A 25,226-nucleotide genomic window follows, 5' to 3' on the forward strand; every position below is an offset into this window, starting at 1 on the left:
AAATAACCTTTAATAGTTTAAACGTGCGTATTTGCTTTGCCCGTTGTTGCTTTTAATTTATCTGCTTTTGCTAATTTATACCCTAAAAAGAATCCACTTAGTGCGCCAAACAGATGGCTTTCAAACGAGATATGCAACCGCTGTGGAAACACACCCCAAATAAAGCCACTGTATAAAAAGGCTACCACCACGGCTATAAAAATAGATTTAAAAGAACGTCTTACAATGCCATAGCATAAAATAAAGCCCCATAATCCATAAATAACGCCACTTAAGCCGACATGAATATTACCACGGGCAAACATCCATACCAGTAATCCACCAACTAATGCGGTGAATAAAAATACGCTATAAAAACGCTTTACGCTGTATTGGCAAATTAACCAGCTTAAAACAATAAAGGGCAGCATATTACTAGCAAAATGCCACCAGCTACCGTGTAAAAAGGGAGCGCAAAGAATACCAATCAGCCCTTGAATGCTGCGTGGGTAAATACCTAAACCATTTAAACTAATGCCTGGCAGGCTATTAATTAGTTGCAACACAAAACAAATAGTTACAATGCTTATAATGGCAAAGCGGGTGCTGCTGAGTAACGATAAGGTGGATGGTTTATTTTGCATACGGTGCCCTTATTTATAGTAAGAGTGGCCAGTATAGGAATAGTGGTGAGTAATGAAAAGCAAATTAAAAAGCACAGCGATTAAACTGTGCTTTTTATGCTGATTAATCGTAATTAACCAAGCTTGGTAAGTAGTTTTTTAGCTGCTAGCTCAGAGCTTGCTGGGTTTTGACCGGTGATCACTAAACCGTCTTCAAGCGCAAGAACGCCCCAGTCGTCAGTTTTTTGATAGTCACCACCTTTTTTAATCAGCTCGTCTTCGACTAAAAATGGCACTACATCTGTTAATTGCACGGCTTCTTCTTCGGTGTTACTAAAGCCGGTAACTTTTTTACCCGCAACTAATGCGTTGCCATCAGCATCTTTAGTATTTAAAAATGCGGCGCTCGCATGACACACAGCAGCTACTGGCTTTTGTAATTTTACAAAATCTTCGATAAGCGAGATTGAATCTGTGTTATCTACTAAATCCCATAATGGGCCGTGACCGCCTGGGTAAAATACCGCATCAAAATCAGATGCATTCACTTCACTCAATACTTTTGTATTTGCCATTAATGCTTGCGCTGCACTGTCGTTGTCGTAACGCTTGGTGGCATCAGTCTGGAAGTCGGCTAATGTACTGGTTGGATCGATTGGTGGTTGGCCACCGTTTGGTGAAGCTAGAGTGATTTCTGCGCCAGCATCAACAAATGCATAATAAGGGGCGGCGAATTCTTCTACCCAAAAACCTGTTTTTTCACCGGTGTTGCCTAAATCAGCGTGTGAAGTAAGTACCATTAATATTTTCTTAGCCATTATTTTTTCCTTCTGATGATTTAAAATTGTAATCTTTGCTTAGCAGTTACTATATGCACTAACGTAACTTTAAACAACGATGATAAATTTAACTTTATTGATTTAATAATTGATACAATGGTTTAAGGCTACAAGTAGGATGCAGTGATGAAAGTTTCGTTTGAACAATTAAAAAGTATGGTGGTATTTGCACAAATAGTTGAGCAGGGCAGTTTAACTGCAGCGGCAAAGCAACTAGGGTTAACGCGGGCAGTAGCCAGTTACCATTTAAAAAAGCTAGAAACGCAACTTGAAGTAACCTTGCTTAACCGCTCAACACGCACCATGGCGCTCACTGAAGCCGGTATGGCTTACTATGAGCGCTGCCGCGTTATTACCGAGCAAGCCAATGCTGCTAATCAACAAATAGAAAATATAAAAAGTGAGCCCCAAGGACTATTAAAAATTAGTTGCCCAGTTAATGTGGGGATGCAATTAATAGTGCCTGCAATTAATACCTTTAAGCGCCAATACCCCAAAATTGATATAGATTTACAGTTAACCGATGATGTGGTGGATATTATTAAACACGGGTTTGATTTTGCAATTAGAGGGGTTGCACTGCGCGATTCGAACCTACAGGCAACTAAGTTAACCACAATGAGTACCTGTATTTGTGGTGCGCCTGATTATTTTTCGCATTATGGCAAGCCTACTACGCCCGATGAATTAGCAAAGCACCAGTGGGTGGTTTATCAGCTAGGGAGCAAAACCTTGACCTTGCAAAAAGACGGTAAAAAAGTCGACATTACCATGCAAGGATCCCTCAGTACCAATAACGCCGCTGCACGGACTGCATTTGTGGAAGCAGGACATGGCATAGGGCGTATACCGCTATACGATGCATGGCCAAAAGTACAAGCGGGTTTGCTGCAAATTATAATGGACGACTACAAAAGCAAAGACATTGAGTTGTATGGGGTTTTCCCGCCAGGGGCGACGGGATCTAAAAAGTTACGTTTGTTTATTGATTATTTAAAAGCGTACTTTGTAAAACAGCATACGGCATTAGGTATGCGTAAGGGCTAGCGCTCGGTTAAATAAGGCAACAGCCTGTTGATACATTGCTATGGCGAGAGCTGCATCGTATCGCTCGCCTTCATCACGCATAAAGGCATGTTGCGCGTTAACTTCTTGCCATTGGTAATTTATACCAGTACGAACAGCTTGCTGGTATATTTTGTCTCGGCCATCTTGTGGAACATGGGGATCTTGTTTACCCCAAATAAAATGAATTTCACCGAGTATATCGGCCATGCGTTCAAACGAGTTATTTCCGGGTTGTGCGGGCAGTGTATTACTGTGTATATCGGTGGCGTATAAACAAAATGCAGCTTTTATAAGTGGGTTTAATGCGGCTCTGTAAGCTAAATGCCCACCAATACATACACCCATAGCCCCAACATTTCCTGAACAATAACTCTGGCGTTTTACAAAGTCGATAAGGCTTTGTGTGTCGCTATCATGATGCTCTAAAGGTTTAGTCCATTTATCATTGTTACCTTTATCTTTACCCGCATCGTCATAGGTAAGCACTGTCCCAATAGGATTAAGCTCATGAAATACTTCTGGCACAAGTACCACAAACCCATGACTGGCTAAAATAGCTGCACTGCGGGCAATGGGGGCGGTTTGTTGGAAGATTTCAGAATAAAAAATAATGGTAGGATATTGCCCCGATGCTTGTGGGCGGTAAATGGTGGTTCGCATTAAGCCTGTAGGCGTTGGTAAGTCAGCGTTATGGTGTTGAATGATCATAAAAGCGCTCAGCAAAATCAACATAATAGCTGAGCGCGGTAAAATAAACACGCCCTAAGGTTTAAATACTTGCAGGCATTTTATTGCAACTGGCGTAATAGCTAACTGTAGCTGGCCAATCAGAAAATATACCGATTACACCAACCTCTTTTGCAAGTACATCAACCACGCTCATCATGTCACCATCGTTATCTATAACATCACTAATTGACTGGTAATAATAACCACCGCCGTTATTTAGCGGCCCAGATCGTTCAAGGCTCCATGTAATAATATTAAGCCCTGCGGCTTTAGCATCAATAGCGTATTGCGATGGTACAATATTATTTTCGTTATCTATGGTTAATAGTACCCAAATTGGTGGAGCAATAATTTTCACGCCGTCATTAAAAAGCGAAGCCATACTAGGTTGCCATGTGTCGGGGTTGTTAGGATCAAATCCTGCATCGCTGTCTCGGCCATCTAAATAAACACTTTGAGCTGCAAATTCAGGATTAGTATTAATCCAATATTGTACGTCAGCTAAATTAAATGATTGCGGAAAAACACGCTCAGCGGGTACCTCCATTTGCGTGTATTCATCTAGCATTTTTTGTGCGTATTGGGTTTGGGTCATACCGTTAAAGGGCATACTCACTTGAGGTGATTTAAGCTCTGGGGTCATTTTTACCCCTAGCTCTTTAAAAAGTGCAATACTTTGTTTGTGGGTCATGAGTGTACCTGAGGTGGCGTATAAGTCAGTGCGCCAACTTGGTGTACCTTTCATGTAATCGCTAACATTGGTGGCACTGGTGTTTGCGCCATCCATTTTACCCTCAAGGGTTAAAAACTCTGCCAAGCTAATATCACTGGTACAACATTTAGCTGAAGCAGGCGTGCCACTGCTCGAGTCTGCTGGTGTAAAGGACTCACTGCATTTAGCAGCAAGTTCAGGAATAGCTAAAATATTAGTGGTGGTGTGCAAGTCGCACTGAGAGTGGCGGCATACTAGCTCTTTATCATTGGTAAAGGTTACATCGCACTCGACAATACCGGCGCCCATACGAGCGGCCGCTATGTAAGACTCTTTTGTGTGCTCAGGGTATTGCATGGGGGCACCGCGGTGACCAATTGAAAAATCAGTACGATAAAAAGGGCCTTCTTTGCACGATTCTAATTGTGTTTTTAGTGCGCTGTCAGCCATATCTTCAATTAAGTAGTCGGGGCGAGTACCTAGTTGAATATTAGTGCCTTGAGCTACCTCAACAATAATCGGGGTAGGAACTTCAACAATTTCAACGTCAGTGTTAGTAACAACCACTTCTTTTTCGACTATTTTTACATCGTCATCGCAGCCAGTAAGTGCAGTTAGCAATAAACTGGCAGTGAATAGGGTAAGTCGCTTCATTATTTGTCCTTAAAAATAAAAGTAGCCCCTACCTTAACCCTAAACAGTGACAATTAAACGACAGTGGGATTAACTTTTCGCTTTGTTAATAGTTGATTGACCACTAATGCTAATAACATAATAGCAGCACCGATTGTTAATCGGGCTATGTCGGCATCTCTATTCCAAATAAGCACATTAACAATAATACCGGCAGGAATAAGCAGGTTATTCATCACCGCCAATGCACCAACATTAACCAGTGTTGCGCCTTTGTTCCACATAAAGTAGCCCAAACCTGAAGCCACAATACCTAAGTAAATAAGAATGCCCCACTGTGTTGAGCTGGTAGGTAATTTATCGGTATTGCCAAACAGTGCATAGCAAGCAACGGCTATGACAAGTGCGCCGATAAAAAACCAGCCAAATACGGTTTTGTCATCCAGTTTTTGATTAACCATTAAACGCTTGTAGCTTACTTGCCCCGTAGCAAAACTAATATTAGCCCCTTGAACTAATAATAAGCCAAGTAGAAAGTCGTTGGTTAGGTTTTCATAACGAATAGTAATAGCCCCTAACACGGCAATAAAGGCGACAATAAAAAATTGCCAGTTAAACTTTTTATTCAATGCATCGTTTAAAAGCGTAATGTAAAGCGGGGTCATTACAGTAAATAACAGCACTTCTGGCACGGTTAAAAATAAAAATGAGTGGTAATAAAAGCTGTACATAATACCCAGCTGCAGTGCGCCTATCAGCATAAGTTTAAACGCAAGGGGAGTAGGGGTTTTCTTTAAAAAAGGCAAAAACACTAACGCTGCTAAAGCCACGCGAATTAGTACACTGAACCACGCATCAACTTGGCCTGCTAAATACACACCAATTAAACTAAACGAAAAGGCCCAAAGAAGGGTAACTGCAAATAAATAGCCCATAACACTCATCTTGTTTTTAGTAATGGTGTCAGTTTATCTGTTATATATTGTTCTATAAACAATAAAAGCCCGCAAGCGGGCTTTTATATCAGTTGCTTAAAAATATTAATTAATCAACTAATCCACGGCGTTTAAGTAATGCATCAGTGGTTGGTTTTTGACCTCTAAACTCAATGTAGCTTTGCATTAAGTCACGGCTGTTACCTTTTGATAGGATCTCTTTACGGAACTTATCGCCATTTTCGCGCGTTAAGCCACCGTTGTTTTCCATATGAGCAAAGGCATCAGCGGCAAATACTTCAGTCCATAGGTAAGCGTAGTAACCTGCTGAGTAACCACCTGCAAAGGTATGGCTAAAGTAGTTTGATTTGTAACGAGGTGGTACAGGGTAGTAATCGATACCGTGTGCCTTTAGTGCTTCGCTTTCAAACTGTTGTACATCAGTTACTTTTTTATCAGAACCAAATGAGTGCCATTCCATATCTAGTAGTGCTGCAGCTAAATATTCAGTGGTACCAAAACCTTGGTTGAATTTTTGCGACTCAAGTACTTTATCAAGTAGTGCTTGAGGAATTGGCTCGCCTGTTTTGTAATGCTTAGCGTAGTTAGCTAATACACTTGGCTCAATCATCCAGTCTTCGTGTGCTTGTGATGGAAATTCAACAAAATCACGCGCTGTAGCAGTACCTGCTAGGCTTGGGTATTTAACGTCAGAGAATAAACCGTGCGCCGCATGACCAAACTCATGGAACATAGTCGACACTTCGTCAAACGTCATTAGTGTTGGTTCGCCTTCTGCTGGCTTAGGAATATTTTGCGCATTATAAATAACCGGTTTAGTGCCTTTTAAACCGCTTTGGCTTACGTATGCACTCATCCATGCACCGCCACGTTTACCTTCACGTGCATATGGGTCCATGTAAAATAAGCCAATTGCGCTGCTATCTGCATTAAATACTTCAAATACCGTTACATCTTCATGGTAAACTGGTAGGTCTTTACGCTCTTTGAATGTAATGCCGTAAAGCTTTTCCATTGCAAAGAATAAACCGTTGTGAATAACCGATTGCATTTCAAAGTAAGGCTTAACTAAGGCTGGATCCAGGTCGTATTTTTCAGCACGCACTTTTTCTGCGTAGAAAGACCAATCCCATGGTTTTAGTTCGAAACTTTCGCCCGAATCGTTAATTACTTTTTGAATCGCTTTTGCTTCTGCTTGCGCTTTTTCAACTGCTTTTGGCGCGAGGTCATCTAAAATACCGTACACGTTATCAGTTGTTTGCGCCATGCGTGAAGTCATTACATACGAAGCCCAATCTTTAAAGCCTAACAGTTCTGCTTTTTGTGCACGTAAGTTAGTTTCTTTAATAATAATAGGGCCGTTGGTTTTAGCTGCACGGTTGGTTGACGCTTTAAAAATTTGCTCACGCAGTTCACGATTTTCAAGGCTAGATAAAATAGGCTGCTGTGTGGTGTTCACTAAGGTGATCATGTAGCCGTCTTTGCCTGCTTTTTTAGCAGCAGCTGCAAGGCCTGCAATTTCACCTTCAGATAAACCAGCTAGTTTGCTTTTATCTGTTACTAAAATAACGTCTTCTTTAAACGATTTTAATACGTTTTGAGAAAACTCCGTTGATAGTTTTGCAAGCTCAGCGTTAATTTCACGCATTTTTGCTTTTTCAGCATCATTTAGTTTAGCACCCGCTTTAACAAACTGTTTGTAGTAAAAATCAACAAGACGTTGATCTTCAGCGCTTAGCTTATCTTTGTTGTCGTATACTGTTTGTACACGTTCGAACAATGCACCATTTAGATAAATGTCATCAGAGTGTGCTGAGAACACAGGCGCCATTTTTTTATCAATGCGCTGGTACTCATCGTTAGAAATAAGACCTGATAAGTTGTAGAAAGCAGCTGATGCGCGGTTTAATAGTTCACCAGCAAGTTCCATTTCTACCAAGGTATTTTCAAAAGTAGCTGGCTCTGGATTATTGGCAATTGCCATAATTTCTGCATTATGCTGAGCAATACCAGCATCAAATGCGGCTTCGTATTCAGTGGTACCAAACTTATCAAACTCAGGAGCCATGTATTGTAATGGGCTTGGTTTAAATAATACATTGCTTGCATTGATATCTTGCACTTGTGCTGTGCTTTGTTGTTTTGTTTCTTGGGTGCTTTCAGAAGAACAGGCAGATAATAAAAGTGCACTAGCAATCGTAGTGGCGATCAGTGTTTTACGCATAGTAACTCCATAAAAAATAGTAGCCGAAATAGGCTTTTCGAGTCGAAAACCCAGTTAACTTACCAAATTTTGAGGTATATACAACAAAGTTTATCGGTTTAAAGCGGGATTTAAACGCAAATTAGATTACAAAAGCTCGATATGTAGATAAAAACAGCAGTAAAAATCAACAATAACGGGTATACAACCTTAGTAAGCAGCGACTAAGTACTAAACACAGATAACCAAGTAGTGGGGCTGCGTATGCTTAATTGGGAGATAGTGTAAATATAGATTTAAGCTAACCGCATGCTAAACTTGGGTATTATTAGCACATAAAAATAATTATTTGCGTGCGGCCTTACACATGGAAAATAAATGAACTTAGAACAAATTAATCACATTCTCGCCTTTGTATTGTTTAGCTACAATGACATTCACATTACCGTAGCAAAAGTCATTCAAGTACCGCTAATTTTGTTTACTATGTGGGTTGTGGTGACACAAATTGGCAAGTTAATTAAAAAGTCATTACTAGCGCGAAAAATGAGCCCAGATGCAGTGCATTTATTTACGCGTTTTTATTTTATTTTAAGTATTGCGATTTTACTTTTTACCTCCCTTGAAGTACTTAATATTCCATTGACTGCATTTGCCTTTGTATCGGGTGCTATTGCTATTGGTGTCGGGTTTGGTGCGCAAAACATTATTAATAACTTTATTAGTGGCTGGATATTAATGTGGGAACGGCCAATTCGTATTGGCGACTTTTTAGAGGTTGGCACTGCCAAGGGGGTGGTTGAAACCATTAATACTCGCTCTACTCGTATTCGCAGGAACGACGGTGTTCATATGCTTATACCTAATAGCCAGTTATTAGAAAACACAGTAACAAACTGGACGCTTATTGACGGTAATGCACGCTCATCTGTGAGCGTAGGCGTAGCTTATGGCTCTGATGTGTTATTAGTTAAAAGGTTAATTCAGCAAGTATTAGATGAGCATGAGGCAATATTGGCAACGCCTCAATCAACCGTATTGTTTGATGATTTTGCAGATAGCTCGCTAGTTTTTAATGCTATTTTTTGGGTCTGCGCTGAATCAGAAACTCGATTAAGACAAGTCCGAAGTGATATTCGTTTTAGTATTTATGAAGTGTTTGACCAACACGATGTGGTGATTGCATTTCCACAGCGAGATCTTCATATTGATGGCGAAATTGCGCTCACACGTTCATTAGGGAAAAAGTAGTATCTAAAAAGGTGTTGCGGTATTTCGCTATATTTTTTACTAATTCATTGTAAGGACATATGTCCGCTTTTGGGTTGTTTGGTTGCTAAAAGTACACTAAATGTCGGGATAGTGTGGTTAAGTGTTAAAAATAAGTTTAATTTTTAGTGTTCAGTATGCAGTAAATAAATTACAGCATGATATAATCTTGCGCATTCAGTCAGCCTTATTTATGCCGTTTTTGTACTCTCGGTAATAAGGTCCGCGCCGCATAGAGCAAGTCGCGAAAAATTGACTGAATCCGTAATTTTATAATTGCGCAACACATCAACCGTTGAACAAGAGTGCACTAAAAAGGTTAACCCCGACATGAAAGCAATGAAAAGATCTACGTTAGCAACCCTTATCAATGCAACGTTGTTCTCTGCCGTAGCAGGTACGTCAATTTCAGCCGTAGCTGCTGAGCAAGAAACTACTGCTAAGAAGAACCAACTAGAAGTTATTCAAGTTACTGCTCGTAAACGAGTAGAGAACGCCCAAGAAGTACCTGTTGCTGTTTCAGCCCTGCAAGGCGATAGCTTAGATGCTTACAGCTCAGCTGGTATGGATATTCGTTTTATGAATGCGAAAATCCCAAGTTTATCTATTGAATCTTCATTTGGTCGTTCATTCCCACGCTTTTATGTACGTGGTCTTGGTAACACTGATTTCGATTTGAATGCTTCGCAGCCTGTGTCACTAGTGGTTGATGAAATTGTACAAGAAAACGCAATCTTAAAAGGCTTCCCTGTATTTGACGTAGCGCGTGTTGAAGTGCTTCGTGGTCCTCAAGGTACATTATTTGGTCGTAATACACCGGCTGGTCTAGTTAAATTTGATACCGTAAAACCAAGTCAAGAATTTGAAGGCTATGGCTCTGTATCTTACGGTAGTCGTGGTGCTGTTGACTTTGAAGGTGCTGTTGGTGGTTCATTAACAGATCGTTTATCAACACGTGTTTCAGTACTTTGGCAAGATAAAGACGATTACATTGATAATCGTGCACCAGGTTTTGAGCAAAAAGATGCTTTAGGTGGTTACACTGAACAAGCAGCCCGTATTCAATTTTTATATGAAGGTGACGATTTCACTGGATTATTTAACTACCATGTTCGTGATTTAGATGGCTCTCCAATTGCCTTTCGTGCTAACACTATCAAACCTGGTACTAACGATTTAGTTGATGGTTTTGAAAATGACGTGGTGTATCACGATGCCGCATCTCGTGCGACGCAGCAAGTTGAATCGCAAGGTGCAAGTCTCAAGCTTGAGTGGGACTTAGCTAACCACACAGTAACTTCAATCTCTGGTTGGGAAAGTGCAGAAATTTACTCGCGTGCTGATATTGATGGCGGTTACGGCGGATTTTCTATCAATGATGTTCCAGTTGCAATGGGCCCTGGCTTTATTCCTTTCTCTTCAGAAAGTGCTGATGGTATTCCAGACCAAGACCAATACACGCAAGAACTTCGCTTATCAAGCAACTTTGCCGGTGACGTAAATTATCAGGTGGGTGTTTTTTACTTCGACGAAGCATTAACGATTGAAAACTTTAGCTATGATACAGCCAACAATGGCGTATTAAATGGTTTTGTTAGTCAGCAGCAAGATACTAAAGCGTGGGCTGTATTCGGCTCAGTTGATTACACCATTACTGATGATTTAAAAGTAACCGCGGGTCTTCGTTATTCAGATGATGAGAAAGAATTCTCAGCTAACCGCACGCTTAGCCCAATTGGTGGTGCAGCGACTTATATCGAAAAAAATGTTAGCGATGATCACGTAAGCTGGGATTTATCGGCTAACTACAAAATCAATGATGACGTAAACTGGTATGGCCGTATTGCTAACAGTTTCCGTGCACCAAGCATTCAGGGTCGTATCTTATTTGGTGACGAAGTAACCGTTGCTGATTCAGAAACGGTTACTTCGTTTGAAACAGGTATTAAATCTGATGTACTAGATGGCCAAGGTCGTGTAAATGCAACAGTATTTTATTACACTATGGATGACCAGCAGCTAACGGCAGTGGGTGGTGGTGCTAACTTTAACCGTCTATTAAATGCTGATAAAACAACCGGCTATGGTTTCGAAATTGATTCTGAGTGGGTGTTAACGGATGAACTAAATGCAACGTTTAATTTAAGCTACAACAAAACTGAGCTTAAAGATAAAGATTTAGCCGTTGCAGTGTGTGCACAGTGTACTGTTACTGATCCTACGTTCCAAGTACCAGGTGCATTTGGTCCTGAAGATCGTGCTATTTTAGATGGCAACAGCTTACCGCATGCACCAGAGTGGATCTCTAACATCACACTTCGTTACACTAAAGAACTCGCTGAAGGTGATTTCTTTGCTTACGCTGATGTGTCGTACCGCAGTGAGATTGACTTTTTCTTATATGAATCAGTTGAGTTTGAGGGTAAGCCACTGACAGAAGTAGGTTTACGTGCTGGCTATGCATGGGCGCAAGGCGATTACGAATATGAAGTATCAGCATTTGTGCGTAACATGTTTGACGAGCAGCAGACGATTGGTGGTGTTGATTTCAACAACAATACAGCTATGGTTAATGAAGAGCGTTACATTGGCGCTGAGTTTAAAGTTAACTTTTTCTAATCGAAAAGTTTAACGTTAAATTGTAATTATTGATAAAAGCCTGCCTAGTGCAGGCTTTTTTATTTTGGTAGAGCTGCTACAGTAGCGCTCATATGTTTATTAAAGAGAAAAAGTAATGGCTGGATTTTGGAATTACCGTGTAATTTTTTGTGAAGCAACCAAAGATGAAGCTGCGCAATATCAAATACACGAAGTGGAATATAACCTAAATGGTAAAGTAACTAACTGGTCAGAAACTGGTGCAGCACCATTTGGAACCACATTAGATGCGTTAAAAGATGATGCTGAGCGCTTAAAAACCGCCTTTGAAAAGCCGATACTTAAAGTAATGCGCAAAGCGAGAGGTTATGAGTTAGTTGATGTAGATACCGGCGAAGACGCTTATGCTGAGCCGCCAGCAGGTTTGGCTGAGTAACACAAATTAATTAAAGGTGCCTAGGCACCTTTTTTATTACCCAAAGTTTAGGTTCAATAACCAGGAGAAAAGAATGTCAATTGAAGCGGTATTATTTGATATGGATGGCACTTTGGTTGACTCTGAAAGTGTGCACTATAACTGTTGGAGCCAATTACTTGCGCCTTTTGGTGTGTGTTATAAAGAAGATGATTTTTGTCGGCGCTTTTCGGGACGTCCCACTATTGACGCTGCAAAGGAAATAAAACAAGCTCATAACTTGTCTGTAAGTAGCCGCTATTTAGCGGATGAAAAATATCGCTTATTTAGTGAGTACGTTAAAACCAATTTACCGCCTTTAATGCCTTATGCTGAAAATGCTCTGTTAGCGGTTAAAGAGCAAGGTTTAAAAATGGCGTTAGTCACAGGCAGCGCAAGGCATGAAGCAGAGCCAATACTAAAAGGATTAGGGTTTTATGATTTATTCGATACCGTGGTAACTAAAGATGATGTAATTAATCCAAAGCCTGCCGGTGATCCCTACTTATTAGCACTTAAAAATATGCATGTTGCTGCACAAAATGCGATTGCCGTTGAAGATACTTTCACCGGTGTAACCGCAGCGAATAATGCTGCTTTAGCTGTGATAGCTATCGCTAATAAACATACACAGGAGCACGACTTTAGTAAAGCAACACAGCAAATGCAAAGCCTTGAAGAATTTTGGCACTGGCTTCAATCTCAACTATAGTTTAAGCCATATTTAAATTTGCAAGGATGCAGCAATGATTAAAGCAACGCTGTTTACTTTTTTAACCCTCATTAGTACGGGCTTATTGGCGCAATTGCCTCCAGTGCAACTTGCTAATGTTTACGATGAAACAAAGCATGAAGATATTCGCCAATATTTGGTGAGTGAAAAGTATGACGGAGTAAGAGCAATCTGGACGGGAAAGCAGTTTGTAACCCGTCAAGGCAACTCCATAAACCCGCCTAAGTGGTTTACCGCTCCTTTGCCAGACGTTTGGTTAGATGGTGAGTTATGGACTAAACGAGGTCAATTTTCTGTTGTCAGCGGTATTGTCAGAACAAAAATACCCAGCGATTTACAGTGGCAAAGGGTTACTTATCAGGTATTTGATATGCCAGATGCCGGTACGCCTTTTCACCGTCGTTATCAAAATTACCTGTCACTCATTACTAAGCTAAATAGCCCCCATATTAAAGCGGTTAAGCAATATCAATTTAGCGACAACCAGCAACTCAGTGATCATTTTAATCAGGTTACTAAACAAGGCGGCGAGGGCGTTATGCTTCATTTAGCAGAGGCTAAGCATACAACTGGTCGCTCTAGTGTATTGTTAAAACTCAAGCCATATTTAGATGCTGAAGCGTTAGTAATTGAACATTTACCGGGTAAAGGTAAATACGCAGGAATGCTTGGCGCATTGAAAGTACAGACAAAACAAGGGAAGACGTTTTCTATTGGCACGGGTTTTAGTGATAAAGAGCGAAAGTATCCGCCAGCTATCGGTGCAACAATTACTTATCGATACCACGGGTACACTAAAAATGGCTTGCCGCGTTTTGCCAGCTTCTTACGGGAAAGACCTGAAAAATAAAGAGTGTAGGCCAATTCAGTATATATTTTTTAGCAATTATGCTAAATTGCGCGGCCTTTTTAGTGATGTTTGGTGATCTATGTTCGTTGGTTTTGATTATGGTAGTTCTAATTGTGCTATGGGTGTTTTAAATAAAGAGCGTGTTCAGCTCATTCCTTTAGAGCAAGGCAAACATTATCTTCCATCAACTCTATACACCCATCATAGTGCTTTAGTCGTTGATTTTGTAGCTCAGCATTTAAACGGCTCAGAGCATGAACATGCTTACAAAACCGCGCGCCAACCATTACTTAATACGCTTGCGCGAATTAAATCAGACCTAGACCTACAAGCCGGCGACGAGACTCTATTCATCGGCCGTGAGGCGATTAGCGAGTATGTGCAATTTCCCGAAGAAGGTTATTTTGTAAAATCGCCAAAGTCTTTTTTTGGCGCTACTGGCTTAAAGCAAGGACAAATTAATTTTTTTGAAGATATTGCCACAGCAATGATTTTAAAAATAAAACAACGTGCCGAATCATCGTTAGGGTATACGCTAAGCCAAACAGTTATTGGTCGCCCAGTGAATTTTCAAGCGGTTGGTGGTGAGCAGTCAAACCAACAAGCCGTGAGCATTTTAACACGCGCAGCAAACCGAGCCGGCTTTAAAGATGTGGAATTTTTATATGAACCACTTGCCGCTGGGATTGACTATGAAAGTGATTTAACCCAAGACCAAAAAGTGCTGGTAATTGATATAGGCGGTGGTACAAGTGACTGTTCATTTGTACAAATGGGGCCAAGTTTTAGGAATAAACAACAACGAGATGCAGACTTTTTAGCACATAGCGGAAAGCGAGTAGGCGGCAATGATTTAGATATTGCTCTGAGCTACCATGGTTTGATGCCGTTACTCGGTTTAGGGAGTACTTTTAAATCGGGTTTACCTTTGCCGAATCAAGCATTTTGGCAGGCATGTAAAATTAACGATGTTAATTTACAAAGCCAGTTTTATAGTGCCCAGCACTATCGTGAACTAAGCGCCCAATTACGCGATGTGAGTGCGCCTGATTTATATAAACGGCTAATCCATTTACAGCAAAATAAGCAAGGCCATCAATTAGTTCAACAAGCTGAAGCGGCAAAAATTGCACTAAGCTCATCTGAAAACTTTAATTGTGATTTAACATTTTTAGATTCATCACTTGATAAAGATATCTCTATTAATGAATTAGCATTAGCCGTTGACGACAGTATTAGCCAAATAGTGACATTGGCAAAACAAGCTATTGCAGATGCAAACACCACTCCAGATGTAATTTATTTAACGGGTGGTAGTGCGCAATCACCACTGATCAAAGCGGCTTTAAAAACCCACTTAGGCGACATTAAAATGGTTAACGGTGATCACTTTGGCAGTGTCACCGCAGGCCTGACTAAATGGGCGAGTATGCTTTATAAATAAGCTGCTATAAAGAAATTTGTCGGGTTGCGAGGTACTTTTCGTAATCTGGCAAAGAACGCTCAAATTCGGTGTCCATAAGGGGAGAACTGAGTAACATATCAGCGCTTACTTCATTACAAGCAACAGGAATGTTCCACACCGCGGCTAAACGAAGCAATGCTTTTACATCGGGGTCGTGCGGTTGAGATGCCAGAGGATCCCAAAAAAGATTAACACATGAATTTCATGTTCCGCTATTTTAGCGCCAAGTTGCTGATCACCACCCATAGGTCCACTGAGTAATTGTACGACATTCAAACCGGTGGTTTTTTCTATTAAATGTCCGGTTGTTCCAGTGCCGTATAGCTTATGTTTACTTAACATTGGAGTGTGTTTTTCACACCACAATTTTAGCGCGGTTTTTTTCCATCATGTGCAACAAGGGCTATGTTTTTCTTAGCTGGAAGAGATTGTATTTTTTGGTCCATGCTGATTCTTATTAGTTAGAGTAATAAATTGATAGCCAAGGCAATAAATACAATGCCGGTGAACCTATCAATCCAGAGCTGGCTATTTGGGTGATTTCTAAAAAATTGAGCTATTTTATCACCGAAATAAATATACGTGCAGTCGATAGGAAAAGCAAAGATTGGATAAAGCAGGCCAAAAAAGGCCAACTGAAAGGTTGCAGATGACAAGCTAGGGTCTACAAATTGTGGGATAAAAGCAATAAAAAACAAAGCTACCTTAGGGTTAAATACTTCGGTCATCATCGCTTGAAACATCACATTTTTGTTTTTACTAGTTGTAACATGAGGCTTATCATTTTGTTCGCAAATGGGGGGCTTAAAGGTGCCTTTAAGCATCATAAAACCTAAGTAACATAAATAGGCTGCACCTGCATATTGTACGCTGGCATACGCTGTTTCAGAGGCTTTTAAAATAGCGCTTAAACCGACAACCGCAAAAAATGTATGTACTACGCCACCTAAGGCAAAGCCAAAAGCACTCTGCATGCCTGCTTTTCGCCCATTTGCAAAAGTTTGCGCCATTAAAAATGCGTTTGATGGTCCAGGCGCAACGGCCATGAGAAAACTGGCGAGTAAAAATGAGAGTAAAAAGTCAGGATTGATCATTGCACTTGATTCAAAATATGTTGGTAGTTAATGTTATCAAGCATATAGAGAAATAAAAAGCGGGCATATTGCACGCTTGGTAAAGAGTTTTAACTTCAGTGCTAATTGCCTGTGGTGATTATTATTCACAGGCTCAGCAAACGTGCATTTTATTAGGCATATTTAGTATAACGAAACAGTAAATAAGAAAAAGGAATTAATAATAAAAAGTGTGTACCAATGAGCTCAGGGGTTGATAAGTTTAAATATTGAGTAATAAACACTAATAAACTTGCCCCACTCATTTGCATCGCTCCCAAAAGAGCTGAGGCGGTGCCAGCTTGTTTAGGGAATAAACTCAAAGCACGCCCAGCAGCAGAGCCAAGTGTTAAAGCAAAGCCAAAGGCTGCAATAAACATAGGGATCATTAATGCTAATGGGGTTTTGTATTGGCTTAATAGAAGCATCAGTAAGCCTGCACTCACTAACAACACAAGACCTGCTTTTAGAGCTCTTTTTGGTTGGCGTTTAATGTAAATAGGCATGATAAAGCTAGCAAGAATACTAAGCACTGCATTGAGCGAGAACCAAAAGGTAAAGTCGGCTACGCTGCCACCTAACTCAGTAATAAGCCAACCAGGAGCCAGTGTTACAAATACTAATATAGCTGACATAGTGACCATACATAACAAGCTATTAAATAAAAATAACGGAGTTGAAATAATAGGGAGAAAGCGCCTTAAATCTAAGATATGCCCTTGGTAATAGCTGTCTGCTGGCCGTGTTTCTCTGAACAAGAATAAGGTGACAATAAATCCCAATAGTGCAAAACCAGTTAAAAATAGAAAGTTCATTTGCCAACCAAACTGCACGGTTAACCACGCACCTAAAATGGGTGCTAACGCTGGTATAAAGCACACTATGCCGTTTAGGTAGGTAATTATTTGGCCACTGCGTTCACTGCCAAACTTATCTCTTACTATTGCAAAGGCAACAACAAAGGTAGCGCATGCGCCTAACCCTTGAATTGCACGGGCAAACATTAGTATTAAAAAGCTAGGAGCATAGTATGCACCTAATGCCGCCAATCCATATAAAGTTACTCCCGTTAAGGCTATCGGCTTACGTCCAAAACGATCAGCGAGAGGGCCTGCAATTAATTGCCCCAGACCAACAGTAAGCATAAAAATAGCCACCGTTTGCTGTACTTGTTTTTCGCTCACTGAAAATTGCTCTGCAATAGTAGGAAAGGCAGGCAAATAAATATCAATGCCCATAGGACAAAAAATGACGAGTAACGCTAAGATCAGCAATAGAATTAAGTTTGGTTTAGCGGGCTGTGTTTGCATCAGGTCTCCTTTTGTCGGTATTTTAAGTGGCGACTGATGAAAAAGAAAGGGCTTATGACCGAAGTATCAGACATGTTACCTACTTTTAACTTTATTATGATTATTTTTGTGTAAGTATCACACTTCTTTAAACTGATCCGATGTGTTAATTTGCTTTTTAAGTTAAGACAATGGAAAAACAATAATGAGTAATGAGTCTGCATTAATAAAAACGTGGCATAAATTTAAAAAGCTGCCGTTTGGTAACTGGCTGTTTAGCAAAGCTGTGTGTTTTAAAGCGCCTTACTTTGGCTCTATGAAACCGACGATTTTAGATTTAAAAGCAGGGCACTGTAGCGCTGTGGTTAAAAATACTCGTCGTGTGCACAATCATATTGGTACTATTCACGCTATCGCTCAATGTAATTTAGCTGAGCTGTGTGCGGGGGTAATGGTTGATGCAACGGTACCTTATAAAACCCACCGTTGGATCCCTAAGGGAATGACAGTACAGTACTTGGCTAAGGTAGACACAGACGTTACTGCTATCGCTGAGATTGACCTGCCTCATCAATGGGTTGATAAAGAAGACCTAGTAGTACCGGTAAAGCTTTACAATACGCGCAAAGAACTGGTGTTTACTGCAGATATAACCATGTACATAACACAGAAAAAGTGAGCATATAAGACGCCAAAGGGACTTTAAAGAGGCAACTAATGGTTTAGCAGAATAGGTGAGCTAAACCATTTGAAACTAATGCAGTTAGCTTTTAGCAGCAGGCTGCTTATTTACAAACGAAAGCCCACTGTCTTCATTATCAACAATGGCCTTTACATCGTGAACCGGTTTTGGCTTATCTTTAGTATGTTCTATGACTTCTTTTTCAAAGCGTTGCTTTAAACTACCTTCAATAATAGCACCGGCCTCTATGCTTAGGGTGTCGTGAAAAATATCGCCAAGTACATGGGCATTATTTTCAATCTTCACTTCACTTGCATTTAAAGAGCCTATAATTTTACCTTTAACAACAACACTGCTTGCCTCAACAACGCCTTCAACAACACCTGAGGTGCCTATTACTAAATGTTCGGCTTTAATGTCACCGTCGATACGTCCATCGAGTTGTACTTCGCCTTGGCTTACTAAAGAGCCCGTTATACGCACATCGTTAGAAATGATTGAGGGAGTGTGACTCACTCGCTTAATGGATGAGTCTGTTTTTACTTGTTTATTTTTACCAAACACGAGAAAGCGCCTTTGTTATTTTTAGTGGATTGACATGCTTGTCGTCTATTAATACTTCATAGTGTAAATGAGTACTTGTACTTCTTCCGGTACTGCCCATTAAGCCAATGACATCGTGCTTTGTGATAGCTTGACCTTTTTTAACATTAATTTTGTTTAAGTGACCAAAGCGCGTTACAACACCGTTTTTATGCTCTAACTCTATAAAGTTACCATACCCGCCATTACGGCCTGCACGAAGAACAATGCCATCGGCAGGGGCAAAAATTTCTGTTTTATGCCACCCAGCTAAGTCGATACCTTTATGAAAAGCGCGCCTTTTATTCATTGGGTCTTTTCTAAGCCCAAAATTACTAGAAATGTAATACTTAGCAGCAGGCAAAGGCAAAGTATTTGGCAACGCCATTAAAAAACTCTCAAGCTGGTTTAACAGCAATAACTTATCGGCAATGGCAAGAAAAGTACGTGGTATTTTACTTTCATCGAGTATATCTAGCGGGCCACCTTGCGCCGTTGTTTGTGTGCTTAATGTTAGATGTTGCGCCAGTGCACTCTCAAGAACCGTGCCTTGAAGTATTTCTATAATCGCATCGTGCCGTTGATTAATTTGTGCGGCTAGTAACGTGAAATTAGTATCGTATTGCTGATTTAATATGATGTAGCGCTGCTCAAAGCTAGTTACACTGTTTTGTGCGTGTTTATTTTGTGTTTTATCTTCTTCGAGCGGCTCATGAAATTCGCTTTCGTTCTCATTGATAGGAGAAGATTCAAGCTCAGCCTCTAATTTTATTGCATCTTTACTTATAGAAGCTGGGAGTGATTCAATCATACCTTGTAATAAAGCTTGTTTTTGTTCTAGTTCAGCTAACTGCTCTTGTTGCAATGCGTAGCGTTGTTGCTGTTGCTTTACTTTTTGTTGCCATTGTACTTGCTTATCAAACTGAGTTTGCTCGATATGAGAAATTTGGTGTGTTTGCATATAAACACGGATACTCGAAATACTGATCCATGCAATAGCAATGAAAATAATAGCAAGCACAGAAACCTGTAACCAAGGCGCCAAAACAACATGCTTTACTTCACCATTTTGGCGAATAAGCAGCTGACGAGCTGGAAAATGCTTATGAAAGAAAGATTTTATAAATACAGGCATGTCACATATACACTGGCTATTAACGGATTTAAGATAGCAATTTGAACTAAAAAAGCCAGAAAAAAATTGTAACTTCGGCTTAATTAATAAAAAAGGGCGGCTTATTCAGCAACCCTTTTTTATTAGTTTATTGATTTTATGTATTATTTTGCTGGTAGTATGGTGCTCTCCACAGAGCCAAAGCCAATTCGTGCAAAGCCTTCTTTTTCACACCAGCCACGCATTATAACGTTGTCGCCGTCTTCCAAGAAGCTACGCTGTTCGCCATTGCTTAAAGTTATTTTTTCTTTGCCACCACGAGAAAGCTCAAGTAATGAACCCGCTTCTTCGTGAGTAGGTCCTGATTGCGTGCCAGAGCCCAGCATATCGCCTGGCATAAAGTTACAACCGTTTACGGTATGGTGAGTTACCATTTGCGCTACAGTCCAGTATGAGTGTTTAAAGCTAGACTTAGACACTTGAGTTGGGTTGTAGCCTTCATCACGCATTTTTTGCGTTTGAATTTTAACATCCATTTGAATATCAAATGCGCCTTGATCACGGTTAGCCGTTGATTCTAAGTACTCTAGTGGCTGCGGATCGTTTTCATCACGCGTCCAACTTGTTCTGTATGGTGCAAGTGCTTCGGTAGTTACAATCCATGGAGACACGGTTGATGCGAAGTTTTTAGCTAAGAATGGACCCAGCGGTTGGTATTCCCATGCTTGTAAGTCACGTGCTGACCAATCGTTGAAAACACAAAAGCCGAATACATGCTTTTCAGCATTTTCAATTGCAATAGCATCGCCAAGCTCATTACCTTTACCTAGATAAATACCTAGTTCCAACTCGTAGTCAAGGCGCTTACATGGACCAAATGAAGGAACTTCTGCATCTGGCGCTTTAGTTTGTCCTTTAGGGCGATGAAACTGCTGACCAGACACCCCAATAGACGATGAGCGACCATGGTAACCAATCGGCACCCATTTGTAATTTGGTAGTAATGGGTTATCAGGACGGAATAAACTTCCTACGGCAGTCGCATGATAAATCGATGTGTAAAAGTCAGTGTAATCGCCAATGCGACACGGTAGAGCAAATTCAATTTCGGTTTGAGGTATGAGCGCTTGTGCTAGTTGCTCTTGATGAGCAGAACCTTCACGTAATGCTTTAGACAGTGCTAAACGAAGCGCTGACCAATATTGCTCACCTAATCCCATAAATTCGTTCAAAGTCGGGTTACTTGCAGATGTAACGGCAGTTTGGGCGTTACCTGAAAAAATACCGAGTTCATTTACTTTTGCTAAATCTATAACTTGGTCGCCAATGGCAACAGCACCACGAAAAGCTTCATTGCTGTTTTTGCGACGTACTTCTGCAAATGGTAGGTTTTGAATGGGGAAGTCACATTGTGCATCATTTGCTGATGCTACCCAGCTAGTTAAATTTATATCATGGGTTTCGTTAATTAAACTCATTACATTTCCTTTGGTTTAGTTGGTCGCGCTAATCAGTATAAATATCAATTTATTAAATAAGAATATAGCACCCGATAATTTCATATTTTACCTAGCTATATGGTGATGAAAAACGCGATTTAAACACACAGAGAGATAGTTTTACCTCTCAATTACGATTAAACGACAAAAAGCAGCGAAATACGCTGCTTTTTAAAGTTACTTTATTTGCTTATAAAACGCCGCGGCGTTCTTGATCTCGTTCAATTGATTCAAACAGCGCTTGGAAGTTACCTTCACCAAAGCCGCCATCATCAACTCGTTGAATCATTTCAATGAAGATAGGACCAAATAAGTTTTTAGAGAAAATTTGCAGTAAATAGCAATCTTCGCTTTGGCTATCAACAAGGATTTGATGTTCACGGATTTTTTCTTTGTCTTCTTTAACCCATGGAACACGATCAAAAATAGTATCGTAGTACTCTGGAATAATATCTAAAGTAGCGATAGTCGATTTATCAAGCTTATCTAGTGAGCTTACTAAGTCGTCAGTTAAGAACGCCAAATGCTGCACACCTGGGCCATTGTATTCACCTAGGTATTCATCAATTTGGTTATTATCGTTACCTTTACCTTCATTGATTGGAATAGAGAAGGTGCCACATGGTGATTTTAATGCATATGAAAGCAGGGCTGTTTTTTGGCCCTTAATATCAAAATAACGCACTTCGGTAAAACCAAACACATCTTTATAAAAGTTAGCCCATGTTTCCATAGTACCTTTATATACGTTGTTGGTTAGGTGGTCGATACGTAAGAAGCCTTTACTTTCTACTTTGTTTGGCTCGCTCAGATCCTCGAAATCATTATCGTAAATAGAGCCTTTATCACCAAATTGTTCAATAAAGTAAATTAAGCTATCGCCAATGCCGTAAATAGCAGGGTACGGTAAGTCTTTATTTGCTGCATCAGTGGCAGGCTTAGCGCCACGCTCAACCGCTGCTTCAAATGCTGCTTGAGCGTTCTCTACACGCCAGCCCATAGAACAAATTGCTGGGCCGTGGTTTTTAGCAAACTCAGCTGAAAAGCCGTCGCGTTCATTATTTAGTAAAAAATGAATATCGTTTTGATTGTAATAAACAATGTCTTTACCTTTGAATTTTTTTAATTTTGAAAAACCAAAATCGGTAAACACTTTGTCCATGTAATCGGCATCGGGCGTTGCGTATTCAGTAAACTCAATACCAACCAAACCTAAAGGATTATTTACTTCACTCATTATAATTACTCCCGCAATTAAGCACTGCGATTATTAGTTATCGTATTGCCTGCATGATTAACTAGATTACTGCTTTGGGGAAGAGGGTGTTGTGATTTAGTAAATGGCGCGTGTGTAAATTTTACGGGACGGTTAGCAAAGCATGACATTTATTTACATACGAGCCTAGGTAAGTAAAAATTAGTTAGCTAGAATAATGTATGAATTTTAAATGTAACCTATTGATTTTATTTGTTTTAAATTTATTTTTCCATCTGTTTTTTTAGTTCTTATACACTAAAAAAAGAGCGGTTTTTGTATTTTATTGTTTACACTCAACCTGAGCGTAGCTGCTTACGACATTAACAAAACAATAGATACTGAGGGGTTGATTCACTAACTCCACTTACTGTGTAGTATGTATTACGCTGTAACAAATAGGTTAGCCATAAAAATACCCCCTGCAGTTAGCTGCAGGGGGTATTTAATATCATTAATCAAAGCGCATAATTACGCGTTGTGATTAATTTAAATTATTGGGCTGGTGAGGTTTGCTCTAAACCTTGTTTTTCCCATACCTTAGCTTTGAAGCTCATCAGTACTAAGATGATACCTACACCGATACTAAATAATGCAATTTGTAAGTAAAGGTTAGGAATTTCTGCAACATTGTTAGGATCAAAGTTACCAGCAAGTAAGCCTGAAATTACGTTACCAATTGAGTAGGTAAGTACAAATACACCCATCATTTGACCCGTATAGCGACGAGGAGATAATTTACTTACCGCACTCAATGCAACTGGGCTTAAACAAAGCTCACCCACTGTATGTAAGAAGTACGTAGTAACCAGCCAGTAAGGAGCTACTTTTAAGCCTTCAGCTGCGTAATGCGCTGCCATGAACATAACTAAAAAGCCTGAAGCCATAATAACGAGGCCCAATGCACATTTTACGCTATAAGTGGGCGATACCATTTTCTTAGATAAATTAATCCAAAGAGCGGCAAAAAATGGTGATAGGGCAATAATGAATAACGAATTTAGAGATTGGAACCAAGTCGTTGGAATTTCAAATGTGCCAATAAGACGGTCTGTGTAGTCACGAGCAAATAGGTTTAATGAAGAGCCCGCTTGTTCAAAGCCAGACCAAAAACACGCAGAAGCAACACAAACTAAAAACAGCGCCCACATTCTTTGCTTTTCAGCGTCGGTTAGTTTGCCTTTAAAATAAACAAGGCCAAAGTAGATGAAAAAGATAACAGTAAATACAACTGCTGTATAACCTGCAACAATAGTCGGGTTAATAACTATAGTGCCTGTCATCGCTGCAGCAGTCACGCCGGCAACAACAATTACAAACGCAGCAATACCGCCCCATGCACGTGAAGCTCCTTTAGGGCTTAATGGGTTCGCAGGTAACGAGCTATGATCTGGTAAGTTATTAAGTGTACGTTTGTATTGTATTAAACCAATAGCCATACCTACAGCAGCCGCACCAAATGCCCAGTGCCAACCTACGTTTTCCATAAAGTAACCACAAACGTAGTAACCAATTAAAGAACCTAAGTTAATACCCATGTAGTAAATAGCGTAACCACCGTCACGGCGTTCATCTTCGTCAGTATAAAGCTGACCAACCATGGCACTGATATTAGGTTTAAGTAAACCAGTACCCGTTGCGACAAAGATTAAACCAATGAAAAAAGAATATTCATGTGGAACGGCTAAAATAATGTGGCCACACATGATGATGATACCGCCGTACCATACTGCTTTTTGACCACCAAATAATCTATCTGCTAACCAGCCACCAGGTAAACCTAAAAAGTACACTGAACCTGTGTATAAGCCATAAATTGCAGCAGCAGAAGCAACGGTAAATCCTAGGCCTTCTTGTTGTAAACTTGCTGTCATAAATAATACGAGCATAGCTCGCATACCGTAATAACTCATTCGCTCCCACATTTCTGTGAAAAATAGGGTCGAAAGTCCTTTAGGGTGACCAAACCAGCCACTGTCAGAATTTGAACTCATATTTACTTCCTAATTCATTATTGTTTTGATGACCTTGTGGTTTTTTATTTAGCTAAATTGGTACTTTTTAAAAGTATAATAAATGCTCGATCATCAGTGTTTTTATGCAGCTAAGGTAATGGTTTGCTAAACGCAGCTATACGTTTAGGTAAGAGTCACACCCTTATCCTAGTTACAATTGCGCCTAAGTATACATAGACCTTTGTACGAGGGGAAGCGTTGAGCGAGCTATCACACATCCGTTATGTAATTGTTAAATACTAGGGGGTAAAACCCTAGTTGTTGCGATAAACACTTAAGCTTATCAAAAAAGATATTTAACAACACAAGTAATATTGTCTTTGCTAAGCTAGCTTTTAATTGGTTTTAAGTTCTATTGAAAACATATAAAACCGCTTTATTTACCAGGGGTTACAGGCACCAAGTTATTCAACAATAGTTAACCTTTACTACTTTATTTTAATAATCATGATTTAGATTAAACATGAGCAAATATTAGCGTATACACAGCAATGATCAGCTCAATTGCAGAATATAATTTATACAATGTTAGATTAGCTATATTTACAAGTAATAACCCCGAGTTTT

General features: G+C 40.0%; 21 protein-coding genes and 1 pseudogene. 8 read left to right on the forward strand and 14 right to left on the reverse strand.

Annotated features, from left to right (window positions below; genetic code table 11):
* Positions 1-17: 17 nt before the first annotated feature.
* Both AB8618_RS04145 and AB8618_RS04150 read right to left on the reverse strand, forming a co-directional pair.
* Positions 18-623: a rhomboid family intramembrane serine protease gene (locus AB8618_RS04145; protein ID WP_076918926.1), complete on the reverse strand. Its 606-nt coding sequence runs from the start codon at positions 621-623 to the stop codon at positions 18-20.
* A 113-nt stretch (positions 624-736) separates the two neighbouring features.
* Positions 737-1,420: a type 1 glutamine amidotransferase domain-containing protein gene (locus AB8618_RS04150; protein WP_413401430.1), complete on the reverse strand. Its 684-nt coding sequence runs from the start codon at positions 1,418-1,420 to the stop codon at positions 737-739.
* A gap of 147 nt (positions 1,421-1,567) precedes the next feature.
* Here AB8618_RS04150 and AB8618_RS04155 point away from each other — a divergent pair, with 147 nt between their 5' ends.
* The gene (locus AB8618_RS04155) at positions 1,568-2,488 is read left to right on the forward strand and encodes a LysR family transcriptional regulator (RefSeq protein ID WP_413401431.1); all 921 of its coding nucleotides are present in this window, start codon (positions 1,568-1,570) and stop codon (positions 2,486-2,488) included.
* Here AB8618_RS04155 and AB8618_RS04160 read toward each other — a convergent pair.
* From AB8618_RS04160 to AB8618_RS04175, 4 genes are all read right to left on the reverse strand, one after another.
* Positions 2,468-3,217, reverse strand: a complete 750-nt coding sequence (locus AB8618_RS04160; protein ID WP_413401432.1) for a dienelactone hydrolase family protein — start codon at positions 3,215-3,217, stop codon at positions 2,468-2,470. The two genes, AB8618_RS04155 and AB8618_RS04160, sit on opposite strands and share 21 nt — an antisense overlap.
* A gap of 61 nt (positions 3,218-3,278) precedes the next feature.
* Positions 3,279-4,604 carry a glycerophosphodiester phosphodiesterase family protein gene (locus tag AB8618_RS04165; protein ID WP_413401433.1) on the reverse strand — a complete coding sequence of 442 codons (1,326 nt, stop codon included), beginning with the start codon at positions 4,602-4,604 and terminating at the stop codon, positions 3,279-3,281.
* 53 nt (positions 4,605-4,657) lie between these two features.
* On the reverse strand, positions 4,658-5,518 hold the full coding sequence (locus AB8618_RS04170) for a carboxylate/amino acid/amine transporter (protein ID WP_413401434.1): 861 nt from the start codon (positions 5,516-5,518) through the stop codon (positions 4,658-4,660).
* A 109-nt stretch (positions 5,519-5,627) separates the two neighbouring features.
* Positions 5,628-7,763, reverse strand: coding sequence for a M3 family metallopeptidase (locus AB8618_RS04175; RefSeq protein WP_413401435.1), 2,136 nt, complete (start codon positions 7,761-7,763; stop codon positions 5,628-5,630).
* Positions 7,764-8,120: 357 nt separating this feature from the next.
* On the opposite strand from AB8618_RS04175, the gene AB8618_RS04180 reads away from it, so the two are divergent.
* The 6 genes from AB8618_RS04180 (at position 8,121) to yegD (ending at position 15,090) form a co-directional block, all read left to right on the forward strand.
* A complete protein-coding gene (locus tag AB8618_RS04180) occupies positions 8,121-8,993 on the forward strand; it encodes a mechanosensitive ion channel family protein (RefSeq protein WP_413401436.1) in 873 nt (290 codons plus the stop codon).
* Between the two features lie 348 nt (positions 8,994-9,341).
* A complete protein-coding gene (locus AB8618_RS04185) occupies positions 9,342-11,630 on the forward strand; it encodes a TonB-dependent receptor (RefSeq protein WP_413401437.1) in 2,289 nt (762 codons plus the stop codon).
* A 115-nt stretch (positions 11,631-11,745) separates the two neighbouring features.
* Positions 11,746-12,045 carry a hypothetical protein gene (locus AB8618_RS04190; RefSeq protein ID WP_248473382.1) on the forward strand — a complete coding sequence of 100 codons (300 nt, stop codon included), beginning with the start codon at positions 11,746-11,748 and terminating at the stop codon, positions 12,043-12,045.
* A 73-nt stretch (positions 12,046-12,118) separates the two neighbouring features.
* On the forward strand, positions 12,119-12,775 hold the full coding sequence (locus AB8618_RS04195) for an HAD family hydrolase (RefSeq protein WP_409424944.1): 657 nt from the start codon (positions 12,119-12,121) through the stop codon (positions 12,773-12,775).
* Positions 12,776-12,809: 34 nt separating this feature from the next.
* A complete protein-coding gene (locus AB8618_RS04200) occupies positions 12,810-13,646 on the forward strand; it encodes a DNA ligase (protein WP_409424945.1) in 837 nt (278 codons plus the stop codon).
* A gap of 79 nt (positions 13,647-13,725) precedes the next feature.
* Positions 13,726-15,090 (forward strand): molecular chaperone, encoded by a 1,365-nt coding sequence (gene yegD / locus AB8618_RS04205; protein ID WP_413401438.1) that lies wholly within the window; start codon positions 13,726-13,728, stop codon positions 15,088-15,090.
* Positions 15,091-15,094: 4 nt separating this feature from the next.
* Here yegD and AB8618_RS04210 read toward each other — a convergent pair.
* The 3 genes and pseudogenes from AB8618_RS04210 to AB8618_RS04220 all read right to left on the reverse strand — a co-directional run bounded on the left by AB8618_RS04210 (position 15,095) and on the right by AB8618_RS04220 (position 17,533).
* Positions 15,095-15,557, reverse strand: a pseudogene (locus AB8618_RS04210) (methylglyoxal synthase).
* A gap of 15 nt (positions 15,558-15,572) precedes the next feature.
* The gene (locus tag AB8618_RS04215; protein WP_418157335.1) at positions 15,573-16,205 is read right to left on the reverse strand and encodes a LysE family translocator; all 633 of its coding nucleotides are present in this window, start codon (positions 16,203-16,205) and stop codon (positions 15,573-15,575) included.
* Positions 16,206-16,357: 152 nt separating this feature from the next.
* Positions 16,358-17,533, reverse strand: a complete 1,176-nt coding sequence (locus tag AB8618_RS04220; protein ID WP_413401441.1) for a multidrug effflux MFS transporter — start codon at positions 17,531-17,533, stop codon at positions 16,358-16,360.
* Between the two features lie 184 nt (positions 17,534-17,717).
* Here AB8618_RS04220 and AB8618_RS04225 point away from each other — a divergent pair, with 184 nt between their 5' ends.
* Entirely contained in the window at positions 17,718-18,191 is a 474-nt protein-coding gene (locus AB8618_RS04225; protein ID WP_413401442.1) for a hotdog fold domain-containing protein, read from the forward strand.
* An 84-nt stretch (positions 18,192-18,275) separates the two neighbouring features.
* Here AB8618_RS04225 and AB8618_RS04230 read toward each other — a convergent pair whose 3' ends face one another.
* From AB8618_RS04230 to AB8618_RS04250, 5 genes are all read right to left on the reverse strand, one after another.
* Positions 18,276-18,758, reverse strand: coding sequence for a bactofilin family protein (locus tag AB8618_RS04230; RefSeq protein ID WP_178955509.1), 483 nt, complete (start codon positions 18,756-18,758; stop codon positions 18,276-18,278).
* On the reverse strand, positions 18,748-19,911 hold the full coding sequence (locus tag AB8618_RS04235) for a M23 family metallopeptidase (protein WP_413401443.1): 1,164 nt from the start codon (positions 19,909-19,911) through the stop codon (positions 18,748-18,750). Before AB8618_RS04235 ends, AB8618_RS04230 begins: the two co-directional genes overlap by 11 nt.
* A 143-nt stretch (positions 19,912-20,054) precedes the next feature.
* Complete coding sequence (fahA, locus tag AB8618_RS04240; protein ID WP_413401444.1) at positions 20,055-21,368, reverse strand: fumarylacetoacetase; 1,314 nt, start codon at positions 21,366-21,368, stop codon at positions 20,055-20,057.
* Between the two features lie 211 nt (positions 21,369-21,579).
* On the reverse strand, positions 21,580-22,626 hold the full coding sequence (gene hppD, locus AB8618_RS04245; protein ID WP_076918939.1) for a 4-hydroxyphenylpyruvate dioxygenase: 1,047 nt from the start codon (positions 22,624-22,626) through the stop codon (positions 21,580-21,582).
* A 512-nt stretch (positions 22,627-23,138) separates the two neighbouring features.
* A complete protein-coding gene (locus AB8618_RS04250) occupies positions 23,139-24,638 on the reverse strand; it encodes a peptide MFS transporter (RefSeq protein WP_413401445.1) in 1,500 nt (499 codons plus the stop codon).
* Positions 24,639-25,226 lie beyond the last annotated feature (588 nt).

It is taken from the genome of Pseudoalteromonas sp. RW-H-Ap-1 (assembly GCF_048318575.1).
Taxonomy (GTDB): Bacteria; Pseudomonadota; Gammaproteobacteria; order Enterobacterales; family Alteromonadaceae; genus Pseudoalteromonas.